The organism is Saccharothrix sp. NBAS 001 (assembly GCF_056640475.1).
Genome location: NZ_CM153251.1, coordinates 6,474,661 through 6,499,916, shown reverse-complemented (window position 1 = coordinate 6,499,916; position 25,256 = coordinate 6,474,661). Strand labels below are relative to the sequence as shown.

27 protein-coding genes are annotated in these 25,256 nt (G+C 72.9%); 17 read left to right on the top strand and 10 right to left on the bottom strand.

The genetic code is table 11. The features are described from left to right. Nucleotides 1–7 precede the first annotated feature (7 nt). The gene (locus AC0HI0_RS27880) at nt 8–748 is read left to right on the top strand and encodes a hypothetical protein (protein WP_480926461.1); all 741 of its coding nucleotides are present in this window, start codon (nt 8–10) and stop codon (nt 746–748) included. 30 nt (nt 749–778) lie between these two features. On the opposite strand, the gene AC0HI0_RS27875 is transcribed toward AC0HI0_RS27880, so the two are convergent. After that, nucleotides 779–922 carry a hypothetical protein gene (locus tag AC0HI0_RS27875; protein WP_480926460.1) on the bottom strand — a complete coding sequence of 48 codons (144 nt, stop codon included), beginning with the start codon at nt 920–922 and terminating at the stop codon, nt 779–781. 62 nt (nt 923–984) lie between these two features. Continuing rightward, nucleotides 985–1,827, bottom strand: coding sequence for a DegV family protein (locus tag AC0HI0_RS27870; RefSeq protein WP_480926459.1), 843 nt, complete (start codon nt 1,825–1,827; stop codon nt 985–987). Between the two features lie 293 nt (nt 1,828–2,120). Here AC0HI0_RS27870 and AC0HI0_RS27865 point away from each other — a divergent pair, with 293 nt between their 5' ends. The 7 genes from AC0HI0_RS27865 to mnmA all read left to right on the top strand — a co-directional run bounded on the left by AC0HI0_RS27865 (nt 2,121) and on the right by mnmA (nt 9,473). Next, complete coding sequence (locus AC0HI0_RS27865; protein WP_480926458.1) at nt 2,121–2,903, top strand: electron transfer flavoprotein subunit beta/FixA family protein; 783 nt, start codon at nt 2,121–2,123, stop codon at nt 2,901–2,903. 14 nt (nt 2,904–2,917) lie between these two features. After that, nucleotides 2,918–3,877, top strand: a complete 960-nt coding sequence (locus tag AC0HI0_RS27860) for an electron transfer flavoprotein subunit alpha/FixB family protein (protein WP_480926457.1) — start codon at nt 2,918–2,920, stop codon at nt 3,875–3,877. A gap of 145 nt (nt 3,878–4,022) precedes the next feature. After that, nucleotides 4,023–4,796 carry a GNAT family N-acetyltransferase gene (locus tag AC0HI0_RS27855; RefSeq protein WP_480926456.1) on the top strand — a complete coding sequence of 258 codons (774 nt, stop codon included), beginning with the start codon at nt 4,023–4,025 and terminating at the stop codon, nt 4,794–4,796. Beyond that, nucleotides 4,793–5,680 (top strand): lysophospholipid acyltransferase family protein, encoded by an 888-nt coding sequence (locus AC0HI0_RS27850; protein WP_480926455.1) that lies wholly within the window; start codon nt 4,793–4,795, stop codon nt 5,678–5,680. The genes AC0HI0_RS27855 and AC0HI0_RS27850 overlap by 4 nt, the downstream gene beginning before the upstream one ends. Before the next feature lie 144 nt (nt 5,681–5,824). Next, nucleotides 5,825–7,210, top strand: coding sequence for an MFS transporter (locus tag AC0HI0_RS27845; RefSeq protein WP_480926454.1), 1,386 nt, complete (start codon nt 5,825–5,827; stop codon nt 7,208–7,210). After that, a complete protein-coding gene (locus tag AC0HI0_RS27840; RefSeq protein ID WP_480926453.1) occupies nt 7,210–8,385 on the top strand; it encodes a cysteine desulfurase family protein in 1,176 nt (391 codons plus the stop codon). The genes AC0HI0_RS27845 and AC0HI0_RS27840 overlap by 1 nt, the downstream gene beginning before the upstream one ends. A 5-nt stretch (nt 8,386–8,390) precedes the next feature. Then, nucleotides 8,391–9,473 carry a tRNA 2-thiouridine(34) synthase MnmA gene (mnmA, locus tag AC0HI0_RS27835; RefSeq protein WP_480934407.1) on the top strand — a complete coding sequence of 361 codons (1,083 nt, stop codon included), beginning with the start codon at nt 8,391–8,393 and terminating at the stop codon, nt 9,471–9,473. Nucleotides 9,474–9,482: 9 nt separating this feature from the next. On the opposite strand, the gene AC0HI0_RS27830 is transcribed toward mnmA, so the two are convergent. The 3 genes from AC0HI0_RS27830 to AC0HI0_RS27820 form a co-directional block, all read right to left on the bottom strand. Then, nucleotides 9,483–10,166 carry a hypothetical protein gene (locus AC0HI0_RS27830; protein ID WP_480926452.1) on the bottom strand — a complete coding sequence of 228 codons (684 nt, stop codon included), beginning with the start codon at nt 10,164–10,166 and terminating at the stop codon, nt 9,483–9,485. Between the two features lie 78 nt (nt 10,167–10,244). Further along, nucleotides 10,245–11,114: a serine/threonine dehydratase gene (locus AC0HI0_RS27825; protein WP_480926451.1), complete on the bottom strand. Its 870-nt coding sequence runs from the start codon at nt 11,112–11,114 to the stop codon at nt 10,245–10,247. 16 nt (nt 11,115–11,130) lie between these two features. Continuing rightward, nucleotides 11,131–11,631, bottom strand: coding sequence for a DUF6584 family protein (locus AC0HI0_RS27820; RefSeq protein WP_480926450.1), 501 nt, complete (start codon nt 11,629–11,631; stop codon nt 11,131–11,133). A gap of 41 nt (nt 11,632–11,672) precedes the next feature. On the opposite strand from AC0HI0_RS27820, the gene AC0HI0_RS27815 reads away from it, so the two are divergent. Further along, nucleotides 11,673–12,854 carry a hypothetical protein gene (locus AC0HI0_RS27815; RefSeq protein WP_480926449.1) on the top strand — a complete coding sequence of 394 codons (1,182 nt, stop codon included), beginning with the start codon at nt 11,673–11,675 and terminating at the stop codon, nt 12,852–12,854. Nucleotides 12,855–12,943: 89 nt separating this feature from the next. Further along, the gene (locus tag AC0HI0_RS27810) at nt 12,944–13,321 is read left to right on the top strand and encodes a hypothetical protein (RefSeq protein WP_480926448.1); all 378 of its coding nucleotides are present in this window, start codon (nt 12,944–12,946) and stop codon (nt 13,319–13,321) included. Here the strand turns inward: AC0HI0_RS27810 and paaI are convergent. Further along, complete coding sequence (gene paaI, locus AC0HI0_RS27805; RefSeq protein ID WP_480926447.1) at nt 13,318–13,704, bottom strand: hydroxyphenylacetyl-CoA thioesterase PaaI; 387 nt, start codon at nt 13,702–13,704, stop codon at nt 13,318–13,320. The two genes, AC0HI0_RS27810 and paaI, sit on opposite strands and share 4 nt — an antisense overlap. 21 nt (nt 13,705–13,725) lie before the next feature. On the opposite strand from paaI, the gene AC0HI0_RS27800 reads away from it, so the two are divergent. Together AC0HI0_RS27800 and AC0HI0_RS27795 are read left to right on the top strand one after the other, a co-directional pair. Next, complete coding sequence (locus AC0HI0_RS27800; protein ID WP_480926446.1) at nt 13,726–14,196, top strand: hypothetical protein; 471 nt, start codon at nt 13,726–13,728, stop codon at nt 14,194–14,196. Beyond that, nucleotides 14,196–14,732, top strand: a complete 537-nt coding sequence (locus AC0HI0_RS27795) for a cadmium resistance transporter (RefSeq protein ID WP_480926445.1) — start codon at nt 14,196–14,198, stop codon at nt 14,730–14,732. The genes AC0HI0_RS27800 and AC0HI0_RS27795 overlap by 1 nt, the downstream gene beginning before the upstream one ends. A 277-nt stretch (nt 14,733–15,009) precedes the next feature. Here AC0HI0_RS27795 and AC0HI0_RS27790 read toward each other — a convergent pair whose 3' ends face one another. Then, the gene (locus tag AC0HI0_RS27790) at nt 15,010–16,404 is read right to left on the bottom strand and encodes a cellulose binding domain-containing protein (protein WP_480926444.1); all 1,395 of its coding nucleotides are present in this window, start codon (nt 16,402–16,404) and stop codon (nt 15,010–15,012) included. 206 nt (nt 16,405–16,610) lie between these two features. Between AC0HI0_RS27790 and AC0HI0_RS27785 the strand changes: the two genes are divergently transcribed. Both AC0HI0_RS27785 and AC0HI0_RS27780 read left to right on the top strand, forming a co-directional pair. After that, nucleotides 16,611–17,621 (top strand): methionine synthase, encoded by a 1,011-nt coding sequence (locus AC0HI0_RS27785; RefSeq protein ID WP_480926443.1) that lies wholly within the window; start codon nt 16,611–16,613, stop codon nt 17,619–17,621. An 84-nt stretch (nt 17,622–17,705) separates the two neighbouring features. Continuing rightward, nucleotides 17,706–19,598 carry a glycoside hydrolase family 9 protein gene (locus tag AC0HI0_RS27780; RefSeq protein ID WP_480926442.1) on the top strand — a complete coding sequence of 631 codons (1,893 nt, stop codon included), beginning with the start codon at nt 17,706–17,708 and terminating at the stop codon, nt 19,596–19,598. Between the two features lie 49 nt (nt 19,599–19,647). On the opposite strand, the gene AC0HI0_RS27775 is transcribed toward AC0HI0_RS27780, so the two are convergent. Continuing rightward, entirely contained in the window at nt 19,648–20,154 is a 507-nt protein-coding gene (locus AC0HI0_RS27775) for a GNAT family N-acetyltransferase (protein ID WP_480926441.1), read from the bottom strand. Between the two features lie 9 nt (nt 20,155–20,163). Then, a complete protein-coding gene (locus AC0HI0_RS27770) occupies nt 20,164–21,069 on the bottom strand; it encodes a LysR family transcriptional regulator (protein ID WP_480926440.1) in 906 nt (301 codons plus the stop codon). Between the two features lie 71 nt (nt 21,070–21,140). On the opposite strand from AC0HI0_RS27770, the gene AC0HI0_RS27765 reads away from it, so the two are divergent. Genes AC0HI0_RS27765 through AC0HI0_RS27755 form a run of 3 tightly spaced genes read left to right on the top strand, consistent with a single transcriptional unit; the run spans nt 21,141 to nt 24,449 of the window. Then, nucleotides 21,141–21,770: a succinate dehydrogenase cytochrome b subunit gene (locus tag AC0HI0_RS27765; protein ID WP_480926439.1), complete on the top strand. Its 630-nt coding sequence runs from the start codon at nt 21,141–21,143 to the stop codon at nt 21,768–21,770. Between the two features lies 1 nt (nt 21,771). Next, entirely contained in the window at nt 21,772–23,706 is a 1,935-nt protein-coding gene (locus tag AC0HI0_RS27760) for a fumarate reductase/succinate dehydrogenase flavoprotein subunit (protein ID WP_480926438.1), read from the top strand. After that, entirely contained in the window at nt 23,703–24,449 is a 747-nt protein-coding gene (locus AC0HI0_RS27755) for a succinate dehydrogenase/fumarate reductase iron-sulfur subunit (RefSeq protein ID WP_480926437.1), read from the top strand. Before AC0HI0_RS27760 ends, AC0HI0_RS27755 begins: the two co-directional genes overlap by 4 nt. Here AC0HI0_RS27755 and AC0HI0_RS27750 read toward each other — a convergent pair. Next, nucleotides 24,425–25,213 carry a YeiH family protein gene (locus tag AC0HI0_RS27750; protein WP_480926436.1) on the bottom strand — a complete coding sequence of 263 codons (789 nt, stop codon included), beginning with the start codon at nt 25,211–25,213 and terminating at the stop codon, nt 24,425–24,427. The two genes, AC0HI0_RS27755 and AC0HI0_RS27750, sit on opposite strands and share 25 nt — an antisense overlap. Nucleotides 25,214–25,256 lie beyond the last annotated feature (43 nt).

The following is a 25,256-nucleotide window of genomic DNA, read 5'->3' as shown; positions in this document are numbered from 1 at the left end:
GAGCGTTATGTCAGGCGCGGTCGCGTTCGTCTTCGGGTTGTGCGCGCTCTCCTTCGCGGCGGGCTGCGTGCTGACGGCGTGCATGCTCAGACGCGAGCCCGAGCCGGAGCCCGTCGCGGTGCCGGCGCCCGTCCGGGCGGAACCCCGGCTCGACCTGCGCCGGCCGCCGGAGGACTACGCGACCAGGCCGATCCACCGCAACCCGGTGATGGGCCTGCCGGTCTCGGCCCCGCCCGCCGAGCCCGCCCGGCCCGCGCTGACCTTGGTGCCGGCGCTGGTCCCGGTGATCGAGGACGTGCCGGAGGAGCCCGCCCCGGTGGTGCCGGAACGCCTGGTGCGGGTGGTCGAGGACGCCGAGCCGGAGCCCGGCGACGTCCCGGAGCCCGAGGACGCCGAACCCGCCGTGCACGTGGTGGCGGAGCCTGAAGTCGTTGTGCCGCAACCGGTCGCGGCGGACGCCGGGGCGGTGGAGCCCGCAGCCGGAGCGGCGGAGGGGCCGGGGGTCTGGTCGGAGCCCGTCGCGCCGGAGCTGCCCGCGCAGGCGACCTCGACCGAATCGGCACCGCCCGAGCGGTCCGCGTGGTTCACCGCCGAACGGCCGGTGCTGCCGGGGCAGCCGGACGGCAAGCCGGGACTTCGCCCGGTGCCGGGCCCGCTGCCCGCCCAGCCGTCGCGCCCGACCGACCCGGGGGAGTTCCGCCGCCGCTACCTGCGCACGTTCGAGGCGGCGCGGCGGCGGACCCGGTGAGCTGTCGGTCGGCCGGTGCGGTCGGGTGGACTAGCGCTTGCGCAGCCTGCGCAGGGCCTGCTGGAGCCTGGTCCTGTTGCGCGGGTCCCGGGCGGCGTGCTTGAGCTGCTCGGTGACCCGCCGCCCCTGCGGACTGCGGGCCAGCGCGGAAAGCTTGCTGAACAGCGAAGGCATGTCGTCTCCTCTCCCCGTCGAGGTTCCCCGACCGGTCAACGGGCAAACCCCGCCAGGAGTTCCTAAACCGGCGAAACGGTCACGCCGACCGCGCCCGGGCCGACGTGCGCGCCGATCGCCGAGCTGACCGTGGTGACCAGGAACCGCCGCACGTTGGGCAGCCTGGCGCGCAACTGGTCCAGCACCGACTGCGCGCGTTCCGGCGCGGAGAAGTGCTCGACGGCGATGTCCACCTCGCCGCCGCCGGCCCGGCCGGCCGCGATCTCGATCAGCCGGCGCAGCGCGCGTTCCGCGCCGAGCACCTTGTCCAGCGGCGTGATCCGGCCGTCGGTCATGGTGAGCAGCGGCTTGACCGACAGCGCCGAGCCGAGCAGGGCCGCCGCGGCGCCGATCCGCCCGCCGCGGCGCAGGTACTCCAGGGTGTCCACGTAGAACAGCTCGGTGCTGCGCCGGAAGCTCTGCTGCGCGGCGGTGACCACCCGGCGCACGTCGCCGCCCGCCGCCGACACGGTCGCCGCGGCCACCGCCGCGTACCCGAGGCTCATCCCGCACGTGCGGGTGTCGACCACGTGCACCGGGATCCGGGCCTGGTCGGCCGCCTGCCGGGCGGCCTCGGCGGTCCGCGACAGGTCGGTGGACACGTGCAGCGACACGACCGCCTCGGCGCCGGCCGCCGCCGCGTCGGCGTAGGTCCAGAAGAAAGCGCCCGGGTCGGGCGGTGAGGTGGTGATGTCCTCCTGGTCGCGCATGGCGTCCACGAGCCTCGGCAGGGGCACTCGCGCCTCGTCGTCCACCCAGTCCCCGATGCGAACCTGGATCTGCGCCACGGTGATCCCGAGCTTCTCGGCCAACTGGGGCGGCAGGCACGCGGTGGAGTCGGTGACGATCGCTACTCGACGGTGCATGTCTTCGGACCCTAGCCGAGTAGGGGTCCGGTCTGTAACGCCGCCGCGGGCACGCACGATATCGTTCGATTGGCCTCATAACGCTTGTGGGGATCGTCACGCGGTATGGGCGCCGGCCCGGGTTTGTCCCCCTGCTACTGGTGGGTAACATCGGGGTGGCAGACACCACCATGCCAATGCGGCGATGACATGGCAGGGTCACGAAACACACTACGAACACCCGGCGATCCGGTCGCAGCGCACCGGCTCGTCCGAGACACCGCCGCCCGTCCGCAGGAGGTCGAAGAGGACCCATGAACATTGTCGTCCTGGTCAAGCAGGTGCCCGACACCTGGTCCGAGCGCAAGCTCACCGACGCCGACCACACCCTGGACCGCGAATCCGCGGACGCCGTGCTCGACGAGATCAACGAACGCGCGGTGGAAGAAGCGCTGCTGCTCCAGGAAGCGCACGGCGGCGAGGTGACGGTGGTCGCCATGGGTCCCGACCGCGCCACCGACGCGATCCGCAAAGCGCTGTCCATGGGCGCGGACAAGGCGGTGCACGTCTCCGACGAGTCGCTGCACGGCTCCGACGTGCTGACCACCGCGAAGGTCCTGGCCAAGGCGATCGGCACGGTCGAGGGCTTCGACCTGGTCATCGCCGGCAACGAGGCCACCGACGGCCGCGCGGGCGCCATCCCGGCCATCCTGGCCGAGCTGCTGGGCCTGCCGCAGGTCACCCAGGTGCGCAAGCTCTCGGTCGAGGGCGGCGTGATCAAGGCCGAGCGGGAGACCGACGAGGGCCTGGCCTTCATCGAGGCGGACCTGCCCGCCGTGGTCAGCGTCACCGAGAAGATCAACGAGCCGCGCTACCCGTCCTTCAAGGGCATCATGGCGGCGAAGAAGAAGCCCGTGTCCACGCTCACCGTGGCGGACCTCGGGCTCGACGCGGGCGAGGTCGGTCTCGGCGCCGCGTGGTCGCGGGTGCTGGAGGCGGCCCCCAAGCCGCCGCGCAGCGCCGGTCAGCGCGTCGAGGACTCGGGTGACGGCGGTTCGAAGATCGCCGAGTACCTGGTCGGCCAGAAGCTCATCTGAAGGCGAGGGAACGCATGTCTGAGGTCCTGGTCCTCGTCGACCACGTCGACGGCGAGGTCAAGAAGGTCACCCATGAGCTTCTATCCGCCGCGCGCCGTCTCGGCGACCCGGCCGCGGTGGTGGTCGGATCGCCCGGCACCGCGGGCAAGGTGAAGGAGTCGCTGGCCCGCTACGGCGCGGCCAAGGTGTACGCGGTGGAGTCCGACGACGCGGTGAACCACCTCGTCACGCCCAAGGTCGACGCGCTGGCGACCATCGCGGGCACCGCCTCCCCGGCCGCCGTGCTGGTCTCGGCGACCATCGAGGGCAAGGAGGTCGCCGGCCGGCTCGCCGCCCGGCTGGGCTCCGGCCTGCTGGTGGACGTGGTGGACGTGGACGGCGACGGCGTCGGCACCCAGTCCATCTTCGGCGGTGCGTTCGTGGTCAAGTCCAAGGTGGGCACCGGCGTGCCGGTGATCACCGTGCGGCCCGGCGGCGTGGAGGCCGAGGAGGCGCCCGGCGAGGCCGTGGAGGAGTCGGTCGAGCTGCCCGCCGCCGACCCGGCCAAGGTGACCCGGGTGACCGGCCGCGAGCCGATCGTGGGCGGCGACCGCCCGGAGCTGACCGAGGCGTCGGTCGTGGTCTCCGGTGGCCGGGGCGTCGGCTCGGCGGAGAGCTTCGCCGTGGTCGAGAAGCTGGCGGACAGCCTGGGCGCGGCGGTGGGCGCGTCCCGCGCGGCCGTGGACTCCGGCTACTACCCGCACCAGTTCCAGGTCGGCCAGACCGGCAAGACGGTCTCGCCGCAGCTCTACATCGCGCTGGGCATCTCCGGCGCGATCCAGCACCGGGCCGGGATGCAGACGTCCAAGACGATCATCGCGGTGAACAAGGACGCCGAGGCCCCGATCTTCGAGATCGCGGACTTCGGCGTGGTGGGCGACCTGTTCAACGTCGCCCCGCAGCTCACCGACGAGGTCGCCAAGCGCAAGGGCTGAGCACCCCCGCAGCCGAGGGCCGTACCGCGTTTTCGCAGGTACGGCCCTCTTGCTATGCCAACACACCAGGGTTTAACCGTTCTGCCACTAATGCGTCATCGGAACGACCTGCTGTCGGTCGCCATCCGGTCGGTACACCAGTGCCATGACGCAGCCTCAACTGCTTGTCAGCACCGGGAACGACGCCGCCGCCGACGCGCCGCGGTACTCCCTGCTCGTCGCCCGCGACAGCGCCGAGGTGGTGGCCGCGCAGAGACTGCGCCACCAGGTCTTCGCCGGGGAGATGGGCGCGACCCTGCACTCGCCCGTCGCCGACCACGACGTCGACCCGTTCGACGAGTACTGCGACCACCTGGTGGTCCGCGACGACCGGACCGGCGAGATCGTCGGCACCTACCGGATGCTGCCGCCGGAGCGGGCCGTCGAGGCCGGCCGGCTCTACTCGGACACCGAGTTCGACCTGTCGCGGCTGGCGGCGCTGCGGCCGGGCGTCGTGGAGACCGGCCGCTCGTGCGTGCACCCCGACCACCGCAACGGGGCTGTCGTCTCCCTCGTGTGGGCCGGTATCGCCCGCTACATGCTGCTGTCCGGCCACTCGTGGCTGGTCGGCTGCGCCTCCGTGCCCCTCAACGACGGCGGCTCGTACGCGGCGGGCGTGTGGGACCAGGTGCGCGCCAAGCACTACGCGCCCGAGGAGTACCGGGTCGCCCCGCTCAACCCGTGGGACGTCGACGCGGTGCCGCGCCCCGCGAAGACGGTCCTGCCGCCGCTGCTCAAGGGCTACCTGCGGCTGGGCGCGTGGGTGTGCGGCCGGCCCGCGCTGGACGAGGACTTCGGCGTGGCGGACCTGTTCGTTCTGCTCGGGATGGAGCACGTCGACCAGCGCTATCTGAAGTTCTTCCTGGGCGAGACATCATGAGCGCGGCCCACCCGTGGATGCCGTTCTCGCCGTGCGGTGACGGCTGCGTGGACCACGCGACCCCGTCGGTGGGCGCGCTGCGCCTGGCGTGGCGGGTGGTCGCCGCGCTGACCGTGCTGTGGTGCGGGGTGTTCGTGGCGCTCGCCGCGCTGGCGTGCCGGGGGCAGGCCCGGGAAGCCGTGCTGCGCCGCTGGTTCCGGGCCCTCGTGCGGGCGTTCGGCGCGCGGCTGGAGGTCGTCGGCGGGCCGGTCTTCCAGGCCACGCCCGGCCGTGGCGTGCTGGTGGTGTCCAACCACGTGTCGTGGCTCGACGAGCTGGCGATCGACTCGGTGCAGCCGATCCGGCTGGTCGCCAAGCGGGAGATCCGGGACTGGCCGGTGCTGGGCCGGCTGATCACCGCCGCCCGGACGGTCTACCTGGACCGGGAGCGGCTGTCCCTGCTGCCCGGCACGGTCGCGGAGCTGGCCGCCGCGCTGCGCGACGGCGCGGCGGTGGGCATCCACGCCGAGGGCACCACGTGGTGCGGGCTGGCCTCCGGCCGCTACCGCCCGGCCCTGTTCCAGGCCGCGCTGGACGCCGGCGTGCCGGTCCGGCCGGTGGTCCTGCGCTACCTGGTCGACGGCGAGCCGACCAGCCGGGCGGCGTTCGTCGGCTCGGACACCCTCGTCGGCTCGATGCTGCGGGTGCTGCGGCTGCGCGGGCTGGTGGTCGAGGTGCACGTCCTCGACGAGATCGCGCCCGGCCGCGCCGCCGACCGCCGTGAGCTGGCCGGCCTGGTCCAGTGGGAGTCGGAGCGCGCGCTGTACGGGGAGGTGCTGGTCCCGATCCAGCGCGTGCACGGGAGCCGGAAGGTGGGCGCGCGGCGGTCCGTCGTGCGCCGCTGAGCCGGTCGAGCTTCGGCGGGGGTGCGGTCGCCTACGCGCCCCCGCCGTGCCTTGCCCGCGCGAGCCCGGGGCCTGGGCGCGGCGGGCCCGTTCCGCGTCATATCACCTTGACCTCGACCCAGGTCGAGGTTGAACGATGGGCGGGTGACCACCACCGACGCGGAACACGAGTCCGGCACGGCGAAGAAGTCCAGGCTCTGGGCCCCGGAACGGCGGGGGCCGACGGTGGGCATCGTGCTGCTCGTCACCCTGCTCGCGTTCGAGAACATGGGCGTCAGCACGGCCATGCCGAGGATGGTCGCCGAACTGGACGGCAACGACCTGTACGCGTGGCCGTTCCTGGCCTTCCTGGCCGCGAGCGTCATCGCCACCGTCCTGTCCGGACGGCTCAGCGACCTGCGCGGCCCGCGCCCCAGCCTGCTGATCGGGCCCGCCCTGTTCCTGATCGGCCTGGTCGTGGCCGGGCTCGCCCAGGACATGCCGCAACTGCTGCTCGGCCGGGTGCTCCAGGGGCTGGGCGGCGGCGCGCAGGTGGTGGCCGTGTACGTGCTGATCGCGCTGGTCTACCCGGAGGGCGACCGGCCCGCGGTGTTCGGCCTGCTCTCCAGCGCCTGGGTGGTGCCGTCGCTGGTGGGGCCCGCCGTGTCCGGCTGGCTCACCGAGACGCTGTCCTGGCGGTGGGTGTTCCTGGGGCTCGCCCCGTTCGTGCTGGTCGCCGTGCTGCTGCTGGCCCCGGTGCTGGGCAAGGTGCCCGAGCACCGGCCGAGCCCCGACCAGCGGCGCGGGCTGCCCCTGGCCGCGCTGGGCGTCGGGGTGGGCGTGGCGAGCCTGAGCTGGGCCGCCCAGCACCCGACGGGGCTCGACCTGGCGATCGGGCTGGTGGGGCTGGCCGTGCTGGTCCCGGCGCTGCGGGTGCTGCTGCCCAAGGGCACGCTGCGGGCCCGGCGCGGCCTGCCCACGACGATCCTGTCCCGGGGCCTGCTGGCCGGCTCGTTCTTCGCCGCCGAGGCGTTCATCCCGCTGACGCTCACCTCGGTGCACGGCTACTCGGCCATCGCCGCCGGCCTCCCGCTGACGTTCAGCGCGCTGGGCTGGACCTCCGGCGCGTGGTTGCAGTCGCGCAAGCCGGACGTCCCGCGCGCGACCCTGGTCCGGTGGGGTTTCGCGCTCAACGCGGCGGGCGTCGCGGGCGTGACGCTCATCGCACCTCCGTGGGGGCCCGCGTTCCTCACCCCGGTGCTGTGGACGGTGGCCGGCCTGGGCATGGGCATGGCCATGTCGAGCCTGAGCGTGCTCACCCTGGCCGCGTCCAGCGACGTGGACCGGGGCTTCAACTCGGCGGCGTTGCAGATCAGCGACATGCTCGGCTCGGCGCTGATGGTCGGGCTGGGCGGGGTGCTGGTCGCCACGCTCGCGTCGGCCGAGATGCCCACGGCCGCCATCGTGCCGTTCGACCTGCTGATGGCCGGCGTCTCGGTCCTTGGTGCCGTGCTCGCGGGGCGGCTGGGCCGGGCTACCCTGGTGGACTGATGGCCTACTTCGACCACGCCGCCACGACCCCCATGCTCCCCGAGGCGATCGAGGCGATGACCAGGGCGTTGTCCAGCACGGGCAACGCCTCGTCGCTGCACACCTCCGGGCGGCGGGCGCGGCGCGCGGTCGAGGAGTCCCGCGAGGACATCGCGGACGCCCTGGGCACGCGGCCCTCCGAAGTCATCTTCACCAGCGGCGGCACGGAGAGCGACAACCTCGCGGTGAAGGGCGTCTACTGGGCCCGCCGCACGGACCGCCGCCGCCGGGTCGTCGCCTCCAGCGTCGAGCACCACGCCGTGCTGGACACCGTGCAGTGGCTGGCCGAGCACGAGGGCGCCGAGGTGACCTGGCTGGAGCCCGACGGGCAAGGCCGGGTCGGGCCCGAGGCGCTGGCCGAGGTGCTCGCCGACGACGTCGCCCTGGTGACCGCGATGTGGGCGAACAACGAGGTCGGCACGGTCAACCCGGTGCCCGAACTGGCGGCCCTGGCCGCCGCGCGCGGCATCCCGCTGCACACCGACGCGGTGCAGGCCGTCGGCGCGGTGCCGGTCGACTTCACCGCCTCGGGCGCGAGCGCGCTGACCCTGTCCGGGCACAAGGTCGGCGGCCCGTACGGCGTGGGCGTGCTGCTGCTGGGCCGGGACGTGCCGACGACGCCGCTGCTGCACGGCGGCGGGCAGGAGCGGGACGTGCGCTCCGGGACCCTCGACGTGCCCGCGATCGTCGCGCTGGCGGTGGCCGTGCGGCACGCGGTGACCGAGCAGCTCGCGCGCGCCGGCGAACTGGCCGCGCTGCGCGACGACCTGGTGGCCGAGGTGCGCCGCGCGGTGCCGGACGTGGTGCTCAACGGCGACCCGGTGCACCGGCTGCCCGGCAACGCCCACCTGACCTTCCCCGGCTGCGAGGGCGACAGCCTGCTGATGTTGTTGGACGCCAAGGGCATCGAGTGCTCGACGGGGTCCGCCTGCACGGCCGGCGTCGCGCAGCCCAGCCACGTGCTGCTGGCGATGGGCGTCGACCCGGTGCTCGCGCGCGGCTCGCTGCGGTTCTCGCTGGGGCACACGTCGACCCGCGACGAGGTGCGGGAGCTGGCCGGGGCGATCGGGCCGGTGGTGGAACGGGCCCGCACCGCGGGCATCGCGGGGATGAAGCGACTCAAGGCGGAGGTGTGAGCGGGATGCGGGTGCTGGCGGCGATGAGCGGCGGTGTGGACTCCGCCGTGGCCGCGGCGCGGGCGGTGGCGGCCGGGCACGACGTGACCGGGGTGCACCTCGCGCTGTCGGCCAAGCCGGGCACGTTGCGCACCGGCGCGCGCGGCTGCTGCACGGTCGAGGACGCGCGGGACGCCCGCCGCGCCGCCGACGTGCTGGGCATCCCGTTCTACGTGTGGGACTTCGCCGAGCGGTTCACCGAGGACGTGGTGGAGGACTTCGTCGCGGAGTACGCGGCGGGCCGCACGCCCAACCCGTGCCTGCGCTGCAACGAGCGGATCAAGTTCGAGGCCCTGCTGGACAAGGCGATCGGCCTGGGCTTCGACGCGGTGTGCACCGGCCACTACGCCCGGCTGTCCACCTCGGACGGGCGGGTGGAGCTGCGGCGCAGCGCCGACGACGGCAAGGACCAGTCCTACGTGCTGGCCTCGCTGACCGCCGAGCAGCTGGCGCACGCGCTGTTCCCGCTGGGCGGCTCGACCAAGACCGAGGTCCGCGCGGAAGCGGCCGAACGCGGTCTCCAGGTGGCCGAGAAACCCGACAGCCACGACATCTGCTTCATCCCGGACGGCGACACCCGGGGCTTCCTGACCCGGCGGCTGGGCGAGCAGCCCGGCCTGCTGGTGGACGACGAGACCGGCGCGGTGCTCGGCCGCCACGTCGGCGTGCACGAGTTCACCGTGGGCCAGCGCAAGGGCCTGGGCATCGACGCGCCCGCGTCCGACGGCCGGCCGAGGTACGTGCTGTCGCTGGAGCCGGTGTCCGGCACGGTCCGGGTCGGCGCGGCGGAGAAGCTCGCGGTGACCGAGATCGTGGCGAGCGACCCGGTGACCCGGATCGAGTTCGACGGGCCGGTGGAGTGCGTCGCGCAGGTGCGGGCGCACGGCGGTCTCGCGCCCGCGGTGGCCGAGCTGGTCGACGGCGAACTCCGCGTGCACCTGCGCGAACCGCTCAGCGGCGTCGCGCCGGGCCAGGCGGTCGCGGTGTACCGGCCCGACGCCGCGGGCGACCTGGTGCTGGCCAGCGCGACCATCGGCAGCACGGCCTGACCGCCGGGCTCACAGGTTGACCGCGTTGACCACCGCCGCGGCGCCGACCAGCACGCCGTAGCCCACCGACGCCAGCACGACCACCCGGGTGCGGCGGGTCTCGTCCCACGTGGTGAAGGCGAGCAGCCACGCCAGCAGCGGGAGCAGCAGCACGCCGTGCATGGCCACGCCGTGCGACAGCTTCCACGGCCCGCCGCGCGCGGCGATCATCAGCCCGCCGAACGCCAGCGCCACGGCCAGGCTCGCCGCCCCCACCCGCACCGCCACCTTCATGCTCGGCGCGAGGTGCGACGCCCGGAACGCGGCGACCACGAGCGCCACCACCGACGCGATGATCATCACCCCGCCGGCGGTGAGGCCGCGGCTGACCAGGCTGTCGAACGTGGTGGCCTCGTTGAAGTGCGACGGCACCCCGCGCCACGCCTGGAGGCTGATCAACGTCACCTCCAGCACCGAGGCGAAGGTGAACAGCCCCACCCAGAACGCGCCCCGGCGGGACGCGCCCATCCGCAGGAAGCCGCCCACCCACGCGTAGGTGGCCAGGGTGAGCCCGAAGGAGAGCCCGAACGTCACCGGCTTGCGCCACGACACCGGCCCCTCCCAGGGCCCGCCGGCGACGAAGAACACCACCAGGTGGAACAGCCCGGCCAGGAACAGCAGGGCGGCGACCCGGTACGCGACACGCGAAGTCATGACACCGAATGGTGCCCACCCGCGCGCCGCGCGACGTCCCGTGGGAGGCGGCACCGCGGCGTACGTCCAGGCGCGTACTCAGGGCGTCCAGTCGGTGTTCGCGCCGCACAGCACCACGCACACCGTGCCGGGCACCCGCCCGTGCAGCCACGCCGCGAACGGCACCGCCGCCGCCGGTTCCACGGCCAGCCGGAACTCCTCCCACAGCCGGTCCCGCGCCGACAGCAGTTCGTCGTCGGTGACCAGCACCGAGGACGCCCCGGCGGCGCGCAGGATGCCGAACGGCACCCCGCCCGCCCGGCTCGCGCCCAGCGCCGAGGAGGCGACCGAGTCCACCGCCGAGTCGACCGGCCCGCCGGCGGCGAAGGCGTCGTGCATCGCGCGGCACCCCTCCGGCTCCACGGCGGCCACGTGCAGGCCCGACAGGGCCGCCCCGGCGGCCAGCCCGCCGCCGCCCACGGCCACCGCGACGACGTCCACGTCCGGCGCGTCCTCGACCACCTCGGCGGCGACCGTGCCCTGCCCGGCGATGACCGCCAGGTCGTCATAGGCCTCCACGTAGAACCCGGACGCCTCGCGCGCCGCCTCCGCGGCCTGCGCGTAGGTCGCCCCGGCCCGGATGAGCTTCGCGCCCGCCGCCTCGATCCGCCGCACCTTGCCCTCCGGCGCGCCGACCGGCACGTACACCGTGGCCTGGGTGCCCAGCAGCCGGGCGGCGGTGGCCACGCCCAGGCCGTGGTTGCCGCCCGACGCGGTGACCACCCGGTCCGGCACGCCGGCGGCGAGCAGCGTGTTCACCGCGCCGCGCAGCTTGAACGAGCCGGAGAGCTGGAGGTGTTCGAGCTTGAGCACGAGCGGCCGGCCGTCCACCTCGACCCGCCACAGGGGCGTGCGGCGGACGTGCGGGCGGATGCGGTCGGCGGCGGCGACGACGTCGGGGGTGGTCATGCGGTCAAGGATGCGCCTACCCGGCGATCCCCCTGTACACCCACATGACGAGGGTCACCGCGCCGACCACGAAGCACAGCAGCGCCACGATCAGGCCGAGCAGCACCAGGATGTTCGTGGTCCACGAGGAGTCCCGGTCGTCGGCCGCCGCGAGTTCGGCCCGCAGCTGCTCGGAGACCGCGCCCTGGAGGGCGGTGAGCCGGATCCGCGCGGTTTCCGTGGTGGCTTCGCCGGTCGCCCAGTTCAGCGACGCCAGGCGGGATTCGGGGGTGCGGTAGGCCCGTTCGAACGCGGCCAGCTCGGTCTCGTCGCGGCGGTCGGCGAGGTAGCTCCAGCGGCCGGCCTGGGCGGTGTCGCCGAGCACCCGGTAGACCTCGGCGAGCCGGTCGCGCAGGTCGAGCCGGTCCGGGTAGCTGGTGACCAGCCCGACCAGCCGTTGCCGGGCACGCAGGACGCTGGCCAGATCGCCACGCTCGACCTCTTCTGCGGCCTTGCGAAGCGTCAGCTCGACAGGCATGAGCCACATCGTCCCAGCCGGTGCAACCGTAGGATCCTCGGGTGATCGGGGTGTCGTTGGTGGCGTTCGGCCTGGCCTGGTGGCTGGGGCTGTACCTGGTGGCGAGGAATCCGCGCAAGCCCGTGCTGCACCGCGCCGCCGCTGGTCTGGTGGCCTACGCGGCGGCGCTGGCGCTGCCCGTCCCGCCCGTCGTGCTCGCGCTTCCGGCCGTGGCGTGGACCGGCGCGATCGTCTGCCTGCTGCCCGGCAGCCACGACCGGTGGTGGCGGTGGAGCGCGGTCCCGCTGCTGGTGGCGGCGTGGTTCGCGCCCGTGGTCGTGTTGGCCCCGTTGGCTTTCGCGCTGGTCCTCCACGTGCGGCGGACGCGGACGCTGCTCGGCGCGGCGACGGTGATGTTCCTGCTCGGCTCGGCCCTGGTCCTCACCGGATTCACCCCTTCGGTGTGGCTGATTGCCTCGATCGGAGTAGACCTGCTGGTGTTCGGCGTCCTGGTGGCGCTGCGCGACGCGTTCGACGAGGGCGAGGCGATCCGGGCCGACATGTCGCGCTCCCTGCTCGGCTCGGCGGGCTTGGCGGTCGTGTTCGGCGGGCAGGTCGCGCTGTTCCTGGACGACCGGCTCACGCCCCTGCTGTACGGCACGGTGGCCGCCGCGATCGCGCTGCACGTGCTGGCCAACCCGCTCGCGGCGATCGTGGACCGGGTGGCCGTGCCGGCCGTCGCGGCGGAGCGGGCCGAGCTGCGCGACGCCGTGGACGCGCTGCCGAAGCTCGACCAGCGCACGTCGCTGGACGAGGTCGACCTGGTGAAGTCCACCCGGCGGGCGCTCAGCGGCTACGGCGACCTGGGCAAGCTGGTCGCCAACCCGCTCACCCGGCTGCCGCTGATCGACGCCCGGCTGGCCGCGCGCGGCGCGCCGGACCAGCCGCTGGAACGCGCCGCGGAATTGAAGTCGCTGTTGTTGGAGAGCATTCTCCGGTTGAAACCGCGCGAGGGCGCGTTCGGCACGAGCGACGAGTGGCGGCACTACAACGCGCTGTACTTCTATTACGTCGTCGGCATTCGACCGTATTCACGCCGGACGAAACGCGAAGACCTCGACCCGGACGCGCGCAAAGCGCTCGCCTGGTTCGTCGGCCAGGTGCCCGAGCGGACCCTGCACAACTGGCAGAACGCCGGGGCCAAGCTGGTGGCCGCCGACCTGTCCGCCCGCGTTCCGGATTGAGCGGACCCCAGGTCGACCTGCCCGAACTGGCAGCCGATGGCAGTGTTCGGCGTCGTGCCGGCAGTGCCCGCGACCCTAACTTCGGGGCCATGACGACAACTCAGGTCCGCAACGACGGTTTCCTCCGCTTCGTGCTCAAGCTCGACGGCGTCGCCTCGGGCTCGGTGGGCGTGCTGGCCCTCCTGGTGGACGCGCCACTCGGCCTGCCGAGGGCGCTGGTGCTCGGTCTCGGCGTATTCCTGGTGTTTTACGGCGTGGGCGTCTTCCTGCTCGGCGTGAAGCCGGTCCGGCCGTTGGTCGGCGTGGTCGTGGTGGCCAATTTCGTGTGGGCGGTGGACAGCTTCCTGACCGCTTTCGCGGGCTGGTTCCCGGTCACCACCCTCGGCGCGGTGGTGATCGTCGCCCAGGCGGTCGCCGTGCTCGGGTTCCTGGTCCTCCAGGTGGTCGGCCTGCGCCGCGCGGCCTAGGAGCGCAGGGTCCGGCTCCGGCCCCGGAACTCCGCCACCACCTCGTCACCCCGGCGCACGGTGATGTCGTAGATCCCGCTGCGCCCGAACCGGACCCGCTCCACGGCGGTGGCCACCAGCTCGTCGCCCACCCCGCACGGCACCAGGAAGTCGATCTCCGCCTGCGCCGCGACCGTCACCGACCCGGGGCGGTTGCAGGCGCAGGCGAAAGCCGTGTCGGCGAGCAGGAACACGTACCCGCCGTGCGCGATCCCGTGCCCGTTGATCATCCGCTCGGTTACCGTCATCGCCAGCGTGGCGGAACCGTCCGCGAGCGCCAGCGGTCTGATGCCGAGCGCGGTCGACGCGGGGTCGTTGGCGAGCATCTGCGCGGGTCCGTCCATGGGTGCACTGTAGGAGGTCGGGTGTTCGGGGCGAAGCGGCGCGAGGAACAGCTCCAGGACCGGCTGGCCGGGCTGGAACGCCAGGTGGCCGCCCTGACGGCGCAGGTCGAGGCGGTCCGGCCGCTGCTCGCCGACGTGGCCCGGGTGGCGGCGCTGACGGCCGCCGCGGACAGCGCCGTGACGGCCCTGGAGCGCCGGGCCGAGCCCCTCGGCATCGGTCGGCCGCGCACCGACGGGCGGCTGAACACCGTGTACCGGGCCGACGTGCTCGGGTTCGTCGCCGTCTACGTGGACACCGGCCTCACCTCGGACGTGGAGCTGCTGGTCGGGCCGGAGAACCCGCCGGCGGAGCGCGTCGGCGTGCTGGACACCGGCGGCGAGCGCAACTGCTACGCGGGGGCGATCGTGCGGCCGGGCGAGTACTGGCTCGCCGCCTCGACCCGCGCGGAGCCGGACCCGGCGTTCAAGATCCACTTCACCCCGCTGTTCTGATGCTGGTCGAGATCGGTCGGGCGGTCGCGCTGTTCGCCGTGACGAACGTGGACGACCTGCTCGTCCTGGCCCTGTTCTTCGCCCAGGGCGTGCCGCGGGCGAAAGTGGTCCTGGGCCAGTACCTGGGGTTCACCGGCATCCTGGTGGCGGCCGTCGCCGCAGCGCTCGGCGCGACCCTGCTGCCGCCGGAATCGCTGCCGTACCTGGGGCTGCTGCCCATCGCCCTGGGGTTGAGGGCGGCGTGGCGGGCGTGGCGCGGGGGAGACGACGAGGAGCCGTCGGCGGAGGGCGTCCTGGCCGTGGCGGCCGTGACGTTCGCCAACGGCGGCGACAACATCGGCGTGTACGTGCCGGTGTTCGCCACGACGGGGATCGTCCTGTACGTCGTGGTGTTCCTGGCGCTGGTGGCGGTGTGGTGCGCGGCGGGGTACTACTTCGCGACGCGCCGAGCCGTGGCGGACCGGCTGTCCAGGTGGGGCACGGTCCTGCTGCCCGTGGTGCTCATCGGCGTCGGCCTGCTGGTCCTGTTCGGATAGTGCTCGTACGCCGGTCGTGCCCGACCTGTCCGCGAGGTTCTTCCCCGCACACTCGGGGGTGTTCCGTCGCGCTGCCGCTCGGCCTCGCGTTCAGTGCGGTCTTCCCCGCCTACGCGGGGGTGGCCCTACCCAGAACGGGCGGATGCGGGTCGTCACGGCCCCCACTGCGGAGGCTTCAACACGCGGTACACGGGCGTCGGCCGGTCTGCCGGACCCTGGAAAGAGGGCGGCGGGGGTAGGCGATGTGCGTTCGCCCACCCCCGCCGCCGTGCAGGGATTACTGAGTGAAGCCCTTGAAGATGTTCGTGAACTCGTACTGCGACTGGGAGATGCTGCTGCACGTCGGCGAGATGCCGCCACCCGGGCAGGAACCGTTGTCGCGGCCGACCGACCAGAACCCGAGCAGGCCGATCTTGTTCGAGTTCGCCCACGACACCAGCTTGTTGGCGTGTGCCTGGGTGAAGATCTTGCCGTTGTAGTTGCGGCCGATCATCGGGGTCACGCCCAGCAGGCGCTTGAGTTCCGCGTCGGACTTCGCCGGCCAGATGGTCTTCATCTGCTTCAGCGACGCCTCGGCCGCCGCGATCACCGCGTCGCCCCAGTCGGCCCGCGACGAGCCGAACTCCATGGTCATCGGGTTCACCAGCACGGTGAGGCCCTTGGCCGCCGCGTTCTGCAGGATCTGCACCGAGTACGGGTCCATGCCGTAGTCGTCGCCCTGCACGCGCATCGTGTAGCTGATCGCCGTCCCGCGCTCGGTCTGGAGCTTCTTCAGCGCCGTGTTGACCAGGTCGTGCGGGATGGACGCCTCGACGTCCACGTCCAGGTGGTTGCTGCCGACCGCGTCGAGCACCTTCTTGTACGCGCCGACCAGGGCGTCGGCCGTGGAGCAGGTGTACTCCAGGTACGGGCCCGCCGCGCCGCCGGTCGCCACGATCACGTCGCCGCCGAGCGCCTTCAACGCCTTGACGTCGTTGATGATCCGGCTGTCGTTCAACGGGAGCGTGCCGCCCCACGACGGGTTGCAGCCGGAGCTGTCGGCGAGCGCGAACGCCAGCGTGTACACCTTCTGGCCGGTCGCGCGGGCCATCGACTCCAGTGACGGCGTCGGCATCGTGATGTCCACGTAGGGCGCGGACTTGAGGCTGCCGGGCGGGGGAGTCGAGGTGGTCGTCGTCAGGGTCGTGGTGGTGCTGCTGCTCGTCGTGGTGGACGTCGTCGTGGAGGTCGTGGTCGACGTCGTCGTGGTGGTCGTCGTGGTCGTGGTGGTTCCGCCCGCGCACGGCTGGCCGTTGAGCTTGCAGTTGGCCGGCAGTCCGGTGCCGCTCGCCAGGAACCCGAACGAGGCGGACGCGCCCGCCGCGAGGGTGCCGTTGTACTCGCGGTTGGTGAACGTGTGGTGGTTGCCGGAGCTGGCCAGCGTGGCGTCCCAGTAGGAACCGGGCTTGGTGCCGGACGGCAGGTCGAACTCCAGCTTCCAGCCGGACAGCTGCGCGCTGCCGGCGGTGATGGTGTACTTGCCCTGGTAGCCGGAACCCCACGAGGAGTCCTGGCTGAACACGGCGGTGGGTGACGCGGCTGCGCCCGCCGGCGCGACCAGGACGAGGCCCGTGGTCGCCACCGCGGCGACTCCGGCCGCGAGGGCGGCCAGGCTCTTGCGCTTGTTCGACATCGCACTTGCTCCCGTGGCAGGGGGACGGGTTTGGAAGTGGTGCGGGAGCGCGGGGCGCGGCACGCCCCCACACCACGTCGTGTGCGGTGCCGTCGCAACTGTCAGCACCGACAAGGTGACGGTAGGTGGCCTAGACCACCTCGTCAATGGGTCTAGACCTTTTCAGTTTTGACCGGGTCGGAAACGGGGGTGGGAGACTGTGCCCCGTGGATGACGCACCTTGGCCCGCCGGCGCCGCTACCGGCATCGGCTCCCTGCCCGGAACCGACCCGCTGGAGGCCGCGCGGATCGTCCTGGGCGAGCTGCCCGACCTCCCCCACCTGCCCGAACTGCCCGCGCGCGGGGTCGGTGCGGACATCATCGGCCGCACCGCGGCCCTCCTGGTCGACCTGCCGGTGGAGGTCGTGACGGCCGGCTACCGGACCGCCGCGCACCCCGGCAAGGACCACCGCCGCGGGGTGGACTTCCTGCGCCGCGACCTCGACGCGTTCGAGGAGGCGGCCGACGGTCTGACGCCCGCTACCGTGAAAATCCAGGCGGCCGGGCCGTGGACGCTGACCGCCGGCATCGAGCTGATGCGCGGCCACCGGGTGCTCACCGACAAGGGCGCGCTGCGCGAGTTCGCCGCGTCGCTGACCGAGGGCCTGGCCCGGCACGCGGCCGAGGTGGCCAAGCGGACCGGCGCGCGGGTGGTCGTGCAGCTCGACGAGCCGACGCTGCCCGCCGTGCTGCGCGGGCTGCTGCCCACGCCGTCGAAGCTCGGCACGGTCGCCGCGGTCCCGGAACCCGACGCGCGCGCGTTGCTGGAGTCGGTGATCGAGGGGATCGGCGTGGACGTCGTGGTGCACTGCTGCGCGTCGAAGCCGCCGATCTCGCTGCTGCGCGGTGCGGGCGCGAAAGCGGTCTCGTTCGACGTGTCCGTCCTGGACGCCGGGATGTGGGACGAGATCGGGGAGGCGTGGGAGGAGCGCACGACGTTGTTCCTCGGTCTGACCCCGAGCCTCGACCCGGGCCGCCCGCCGACCCTGCGCGAGGTGGCGAAGCCGGCGCTGGACCTGGTGGACCGGCTGGGTTTCCCGCGCTCGATCCTCGCCACGCACGCGCTGCCGACCCCGGCGTGCGGGATGGCGGGCGCGAACGCCGGGTGGGTGCGCCGGGCGCTGGCGCTGACCCGCGACACCGGGAAGGCGTTCCTGGAGCCGCCCGAGGGCTGGTAACCGGTCGGGTCGGCGGCTAGTCTTCCGGTAATTAGGGAAGTTTCTTTACTTAAGGCCACCGCCGCCGGCCGGAGCGGAGGTTCCATGCGGTTCCCACGTTGGGCGCTGGCGTTCGCCTTGATCGGTTCGGTGGCGGTGACCCCCGCCCAGGCGGAGCCCGGTGGGTCGGCTGTCGGTGGGTCGGCTGCCGACGTGTCGGCCAAGGCGTCGGCCCCTCAGGTGCGGGTGGACCAGGTCGGGTACGGGACGGCCGAGGCGAAGCAGGCGTACCTGATCGCGCCCTCGGCGGTGTCCGGCAAGTTCACGGTGGTGGACGCGGCCGGCAAGACCGCGCTGTCCGGGCAGGTCGGCAAGTCGCTGGGCAAGTGGAGCGCGAAGTTCGGCGCGGTGCAGCCGATCGACTTCTCCGGGCTCACCAAGGCGGGCACGTACCGGGTCAAGGCGGGCGGCGCGACGTCGCCCGCGTTCAAGGTCGCCGACGGCCTGTTCGCCCCGGTCGCCGACGCCACCGTGGAGTTCTTCCAGGCGCAGCGTGACGGCGCGGACGTCATCCCCGGGCGGCTGGGCCGCAAGGCCGCGCACCTCACCGACCGCAAGGCGACCGTCTACGAGACGCCGGTCTTCCGCGGCGAGGGCGGCGACGAACTCGCCGCGCCGCTCAAGCCCGCCGGCCCGACCGCGGACGTCGAGGGCGGCTGGTTCGACGCCGGCGACTTCGTGAAGTTCACCCACGCCTCCGCCTACGCCACGGCGTCCCTGCTGTTCGCGCAGCGCGAGCGGGAGACCCCGGCGCTCGCGGCCGAGACGAAGTTCGGCCTGCGCTGGCTGGACAAGGTGTGGGACGCCGACGCGAAGGTGCTCTACGCCCAGGTCGGCATCGGCACCGGCAGCGCCGAGCACGGTTTCGTCGGCGACCACGACGTGTGGCGGCTGCCCGAGGACGACGACAAGCTCACCGTCAAGCCGGGCGACGAGAAGTACTTCATCAAGAACCGCCCGGTGTTCCGCGCCAACAAGCCGGGCGAGAAGATCAGCCCGAACCTGGTCGGCCGGGTGACCGCGTCGTTCGCGCTGGCCGCGCAGGTCGAGGCGCGCCGCGACCCGGACCTGGCCCGCTCCCACCTGGAGCAGGCGGCGGCGCTGTTCGCCCTGGCCAAGACGACCGACGTGGGCGAACTGGTGTCGGCGTTCCCGCACGCCTACTACCCCGAGAACTCGTGGGCCGACGACCTGGAGTTCGGCGCCACCCAGCTCGCGCTGGCGGGCCGGGCGCTCGCCGACCCCCGGTCGGCGGGCTGGGCCAAGGCCGCCACGCACTGGGCGAAGGTCTACCTGGCCAGTGGTGACACCGACACGCTCAACGTCTACAACACCAGCGCGCTGGGCCACTACGACCTGGCCAAGCTGCTGCGCGCGGGCGTCCCCGGCGCGGAGGTGACCGAGGCCCAGCTGGTCGGCGACCTCCGCCGCCGGCTCCAGTCCGGTGTGGACAGCGCGGCGCGCAGCCCGTTCCGCACCGCCGCGAACGTGGCGGCGTTCGACGCGGCCACCCGCAGCTTCGGCTTCGCCGCGACCGCGCGGCTGTTCCGCGACCTGACCGGCGACAAGTCGTTCGACGCGTTCGGCGTGCGGCAGCGCAACTTCACGCTGGGCGCGAACGCGTGGGGCACCACGCTGGTGGTCGGGGTCGGCAGCACGTTCCCGCAGTGCCCGCACCACCAGGCCGCGAACCTGTCCGGCGACCCGAACGGCGGCAAGCGCGTGCTGGTCGGCGCGGTGATCAACGGGCCGAACGACGCGAAGCTGTTCGCGGACCTCGGCGAGATGCCGGCGGGCGCGATCGCGTGCGCCAAGCCGTACACGAAGGAGTTCGACTCGTCGGCGTCGCGGTTCGTCGACGAGCTGAGGTCGTGGCCGAGTTCGGAGCCGGCGATCGACTTCACCGCCACGGCGGCGGTCGCGTTCGCCCTGTCCTAGCCGCTGCGCCCGGAGGGCTCCCGCCACGCCCGGCGGGAGCCCTCCGCCGTCACAGCCGTTCGAACGGCTCCGCGTACCGGAACGCGCCGCGCTGGTTGGGGCGGTAGGCGTGCAGGGTCCGCACCTGGAAGTGCGCGCCCCACTCCGGGCTGGGCGCGTCGACGCCCAGGTCGGCGGCGGGCCGGAAACCGAACCGGGAGTAGTAGGCGGGGTTGCCGAGCAGCGCCACGAGGGGCTCGCCGAGCGCGTCGGCCGCGCCGAGCACCGCGTGCACGAGGGCCTTGCCGACGCCGCGCCGCTGGTGGTCCGGGTGCACGCTGAGCGGCCCGAGCCCGAGCGCCGGGCCGTCGTTGAGCGCGGCCCGCGTGCACACCACGTGCCCGATCACCGCGCCCTCCGGGGATTCGGCGACCAGCGACAGCTCCGGGATCCAGCCGGAGTCCGCGCGCAGTTCGCTGACCAGCCAGGTCTCGCCGCCGGGGTGCGCGGCGAAGGCGGCGTCGGTGACGTCGGTGATGGCCTGGACGTCGTCGGGTGTCTCGCGTCGGATGAGCACCCGCCGAGCCTACGACCCGGCCAGGTGCACGCCCGCCGGCATCCGGGCTCCGCGCAGGAAGCCCAGCAGCACGTTCTGGAACGCCCGCGCGGCGGTGGTCGGGGCGACGTCCGTCCGGTGCGCGAGCCCGACCGTGCGGGTGGTGCTGGGCGCGAGCGGCGTGCCGTGCAGCGACCGGGTGGCCAGCACCGTGCTCGGCACGATCGCCACCCCCAACCCGACCTCGACGAACCGCAGCACCGCGTCCATCTCGCCGCCCTCCACCGCGAACTGGGGCTCGAACCCGGCCCGGCGGCACGCGGCGAGCGTCGTCTCGCGCAGGTCGTAGCCGGGCCGGAACATCACCAGCGGGTGCTCTGCCAGCTCCGGCAGGCGCAGCCGGGGCACGCCGAGCGGTTCGGCGGACGCGACCACGAGTTCCTCGCGCAGGACGGGCTGGACGGTGAGCGCCCGGTTGGCGTCGGCCGGCGACACGATGACCAGCGCCAGGTCGAGGTCGCCCGCCTCCAGCGCGGCCACCAGGTCCCGCGACCCGCCTTCGGTGACCGACACCCGGATGCCGGGGTAGGCGTCGTGGTAGCGCTTGATGACGTCGGCGAACAGGCTCACGCACAGGCTCGGCGTGGCGCCGACCCGCACCCGGCCCCGGCGCAGCCCGACCAGCTCCGCGACCTCCAGCCGCGCGGTGTCCACATCGGACAGGATCCGGTTGGCGACCGGCAGCAGCGCCTCGCCGGCGGGGGTGAGCGTGATGTTGCCGCGCGCCCGGCTGAACAGCTCCGCGCCCAGTTCCTTCTCCAGCGCGTGGATCTGCTTGGAGAGTGAGGGCTGCGCCACACGGACTTCCTCGGCGGCCTTGGTGAAGTGCCGCGTCCGGGCCACTGCCAGGAAGTATGCGAGCTGCTGGAGCGTCATAGCCCCAGGCTATCGTCAAGCAGCTCACCATGTATTGGACGACTTGTCGGCCGGGTTCCTAGCTTCGAGGCGTGGACACGATCCGGCTCTACCGCAGCACGATCGGCAAGAAGGCCGTCATGGCGGTCACCGGGGCCGTGATGTTCCTCTACGTCATCGTGCACATGCTCGGGAACCTGTCGATCTTCGCCGGGCCCGGCACGCTCGACGCGTACGGCAAGTTCCTGCGCGACATCGGCGTGGTCTGGCCGGTACGGGCCGGGCTGCTCGCGTGCGTCGTCCTGCACTTCGTCGCCGCCTACCAGTTGACGGCGCGCGCCCGCAAAGCCCGTGGCCGCTACGAACACCGCCGGGTCGTGCAGGGCTCCTACGCCGCGCGCACGATGCGGTGGGGCGGCGTGATCATCGGGCTGTTCGTGGTCTACCACCTGCTCGACCTCACGGTCGGGTGGCTCAACCCGAACGGCGTGCACGGCGCGATCCACGCCAACGTCGTCGCCGACTTCCAGCACTGGTACGTGGTGCTGGCCTACACGGCGGCCGTGCTCGCGCTCGGTTTCCACATCCGGCACGGGGTGTGGAGCGCGACCCGGACGCTGGGCGTGACCACCTCGCGGGTGGCGGGCCTGGCCGCGGCGGTCGTGATCTGCGCCGGTTTCCTTTCCGTTCCCTTCGCCGTCTTCACCGGATTGGTGAGCTGACATGCCCTCTGACAAGCCCTCCGACCTGCCCCGGTACACCGAAGGCCGGCCGATCCGCGACCAGCGCGTGCCGGACGGCCCGATCGAGAGCCGCTGGGACCGCCGCCGGTTCTCCGCCCGCCTGGTGAACCCGGCCAACCGCCGCAACCGCAGCGTGATCGTCGTGGGCACCGGCCTCGCGGGCGGTTCGGCCGCCGCCACCCTGGGCGAGCTGGGCTACCAGGTGAAGTCGTTCTGCTACCAGGACAGCCCGCGCCGCGCGCACAGCATCGCCGCGCAGGGCGGGATCAACGCCGCCAAGAACTACCGCAACGACGGCGACAGCGTGCACCGCCTGTTCTACGACACCGTCAAGGGCGGCGACTTCCGCGCCCGCGAGTCGAACGTGCACCGGCTGGCGCAGGTCAGCGTCGAGATCATCGACCAGTGCGTGGCCCAGGGCGTGCCGTTCGCCCGCGAGTACGGCGGCCTGCTGGACACCAGGTCTTTCGGCGGCGCGCAGGTTTCCCGCACGTTCTACGCGCGCGGCCAGACCGGGCAGCAACTCCTCCTGGGCGCGTACCAGGCGCTGGAACGCCAGATCAGCGCCGGCCGGGTGGAGATGCACCCCCGCACCGAGATGCTGGACCTGCTGGTGGTCGACGGGCGGGCGCGCGGGATCGTGGTGCGCGACCTGGTCACCGGCGCGGTGTCGACGCACTTCGCGGACGCCGTCGTGCTCGCGACCGGCGGCTACGGCAACGTGTTCCACCTGTCCACGAACGCCAAGGGCTGCAACACCACCGCGATCTGGCGCGCGCACCGCCGCGGCGCGCTGTTCGCGAACCCGTGCTTCACCCAGATCCACCCGACGTGCATCCCGATCAGCGGCGACCACCAGTCGAAGCTGACGCTGATGAGCGAGTCACTGCGCAACGACGGCCGCGTGTGGGTGCCGAAGAACGCGCAGGACCCGCGTTCCCCCAACGACATCCCGGAAGGCGAACGCGACTACTTCCTGGAGCGCATGTACCCGGCGTTCGGCAACCTCGTGCCACGCGACATCGCGTCCCGCGCGGCGAAGAACATCTCCGACGAGAAACGCGGCGTGTACCTCGACTTCGCCGACGCCATCACACGCCTGGGCGCGCACGCCGTGGAGGAGCGCTACGGCAACCTGTTCGAGATGTACGAGCGCATCACCGGCGAAGACCCGTACCGGGTGCCGATGCGCATCTACCCGGCCGTGCACTACACGATGGGCGGCCTGTGGGTCGACTACGACCTGCGCTCCAACATCCCCGGCCTGTACGTGATCGGCGAAGCGAACTTCTCCGACCACGGCGCGAACCGGCTGGGCGCGAGCGCGCTCATGCAGGGCCTGGCCGACGGCTACTTCGTGCTGCCCGGCGTGATCGGCGACTACCTGGCCGACGCGCCCTTCGAACCACTCTCCGAGGACCACCCGACCGTGGCGGACACCGTGTCCGAGGTGCGCGGCCGGGTGAAGACCCTGCTCGCGGTGGACGGCGACCGCACGGTCGAGTCGTTCCACCGCGAGCTGGGGCGCCTGATGTGGGACGAGTGCGGCATGGAGCGCAACGAGGCCGGGCTGCGCAAGGCGCTGGAGCGCATCCCGGAGCTGCGCGAGGAGTTCTGGCAGCGGGTCAAGGTGCCCGGCACGGGCGCGCGGCTCAACCAGGAGCTGGAGAAGGCCGGCCGGGTCGCGGACTTCTTCGAACTGGCCGAGCTGATGTGCGTGGACGCGCTGCACCGCGAGGAGTCCTGCGGCGGCCACTTCCGGTCCGAGTCGCAGACCCCGGACGGCGAGGCGCGCCGCGACGACGCCCGGTTCTCCTACGTCGCGGCGTGGGCGTGGACCGGCGCAGAACCCGTGCTGCACAAGGAAGACCTCGTTTTCGAGCACGTCCAGCCGAGCACCCGGAGCTACGCGTGAAACTCACCTTGCGGATCTGGCGGCAGAGCGGCGCGACCGGGCGGCTGGTGGAGTACCCGCTGGACGACCTGTCGGCGGACATGTCGTTCCTGGAAGCGCTGGACGTCCTCAACGAACGGCTGGTCCTCGCCGGCGAGGACCCCGTGGCGTTCGACCACGACTGCCGCGAAGGCATCTGCGGCATGTGCGGCGTGATGATCAACGGCGTCGCGCACGGCCCGCAGAAGGCGACCACCGCGTGCCAACTGCACCTGCGCAGCTTCGAGGACGGCGACGTGCTGACCGTCGAGCCGTGGCGCGCCGACCCGTTCCCGGTCGTGCGCGACCTGGTCGTGGACCGCAGCGCGTTCGACCGGATCGTGGCCGCCGGCGGGTACGTCAGCGTGCCCACCGGCAGCGCACCCGACGCGCACGCCACCCCCGTGCCGAAACCGGACGCGGACACCGCGTTCGAGGCGGCGGCGTGCATCGGGTGCGGCGCGTGCGTCGCCGCGTGCCCCAACGGGTCGGCGATGCTGTTCACCGCCGCGAAGGCCACCCACCTCGGCGTGCTGCCACAAGGACAGCCGGAGCGGTACTCGCGGGCCCGCGACATGGTCGCCGAGCACGACGCGCTCGGGTTCGGCGGCTGCACCAACACCGGCGAGTGCACCGCGGCGTGCCCCAAGGGAATCCCCCTGACCACCATCGCCCGGCTCAACGCCGACCTGCTGCGCGCTCACACCACGCGCAGCGACAGGTAGCCCACCGAGCACACCAGGACCGTCGCCAGCAGACCCAGCAGCAGGGCGCGCGGCCCGGTCGCGAGCAGCGCGCGCGGCCGGACCGCCGTGCCCAGCCCGAACATCGCCGCCGCGAACAACACCGTGGTCAAGGTCTTGGTGCCGTCCAGCAACCCCGAAGGGAGCACGTCGGTCGACCGCAGCGCGACCATCGCCAAGAACCCGACCAGGAACAACGGCACCACCGGCCCGCGCTGCCGGCTCACCCCGGCCACGATCGGCGCGAGCAGCACCACCCGGCTCAGCTTCACCGCCATCGCGGTCGCCATCCCGGACGCGGGCGCCGCGGCGGCCACCTGCGCCACCTCGTGCACGCTCAACCCGATCCACTCCGGCGACGCGCCCAGCAGCGGCAGCACGACCATCGTCGCCGTCCCGAACAGCGTGACCAGCGCCACGCCGGTGGCCACGTGCTCCTCGTCCCGCTCGCTCGACACCGCCGCGATGGCCGACGCGCCGCAGATCGAGAACCCGCTGGCCACCAACAAGGTCAACCCGCGCGGCAACCCCAACCGCCCGCCCAGCCACAACGTGCCGAAGAACGTGACACCGACCGTCACCACCGCGGCGACCAGGATCCCCGGCCCGAGTTCCAGCAGCTGCGGCAGCGACAACTGCAGACCCAGCAGCACCACCCCCGCGCGCAGCAGCTTGCGGGTGAGCGGCGCCAGGTCCGGCAACCGGCCACCCACCAGGACACCCAGCACGAGCGCGGCGATCAGCACACCACCACGTTCGGCCGAACGGCCGCGCTCCGGTAGCCGGCAC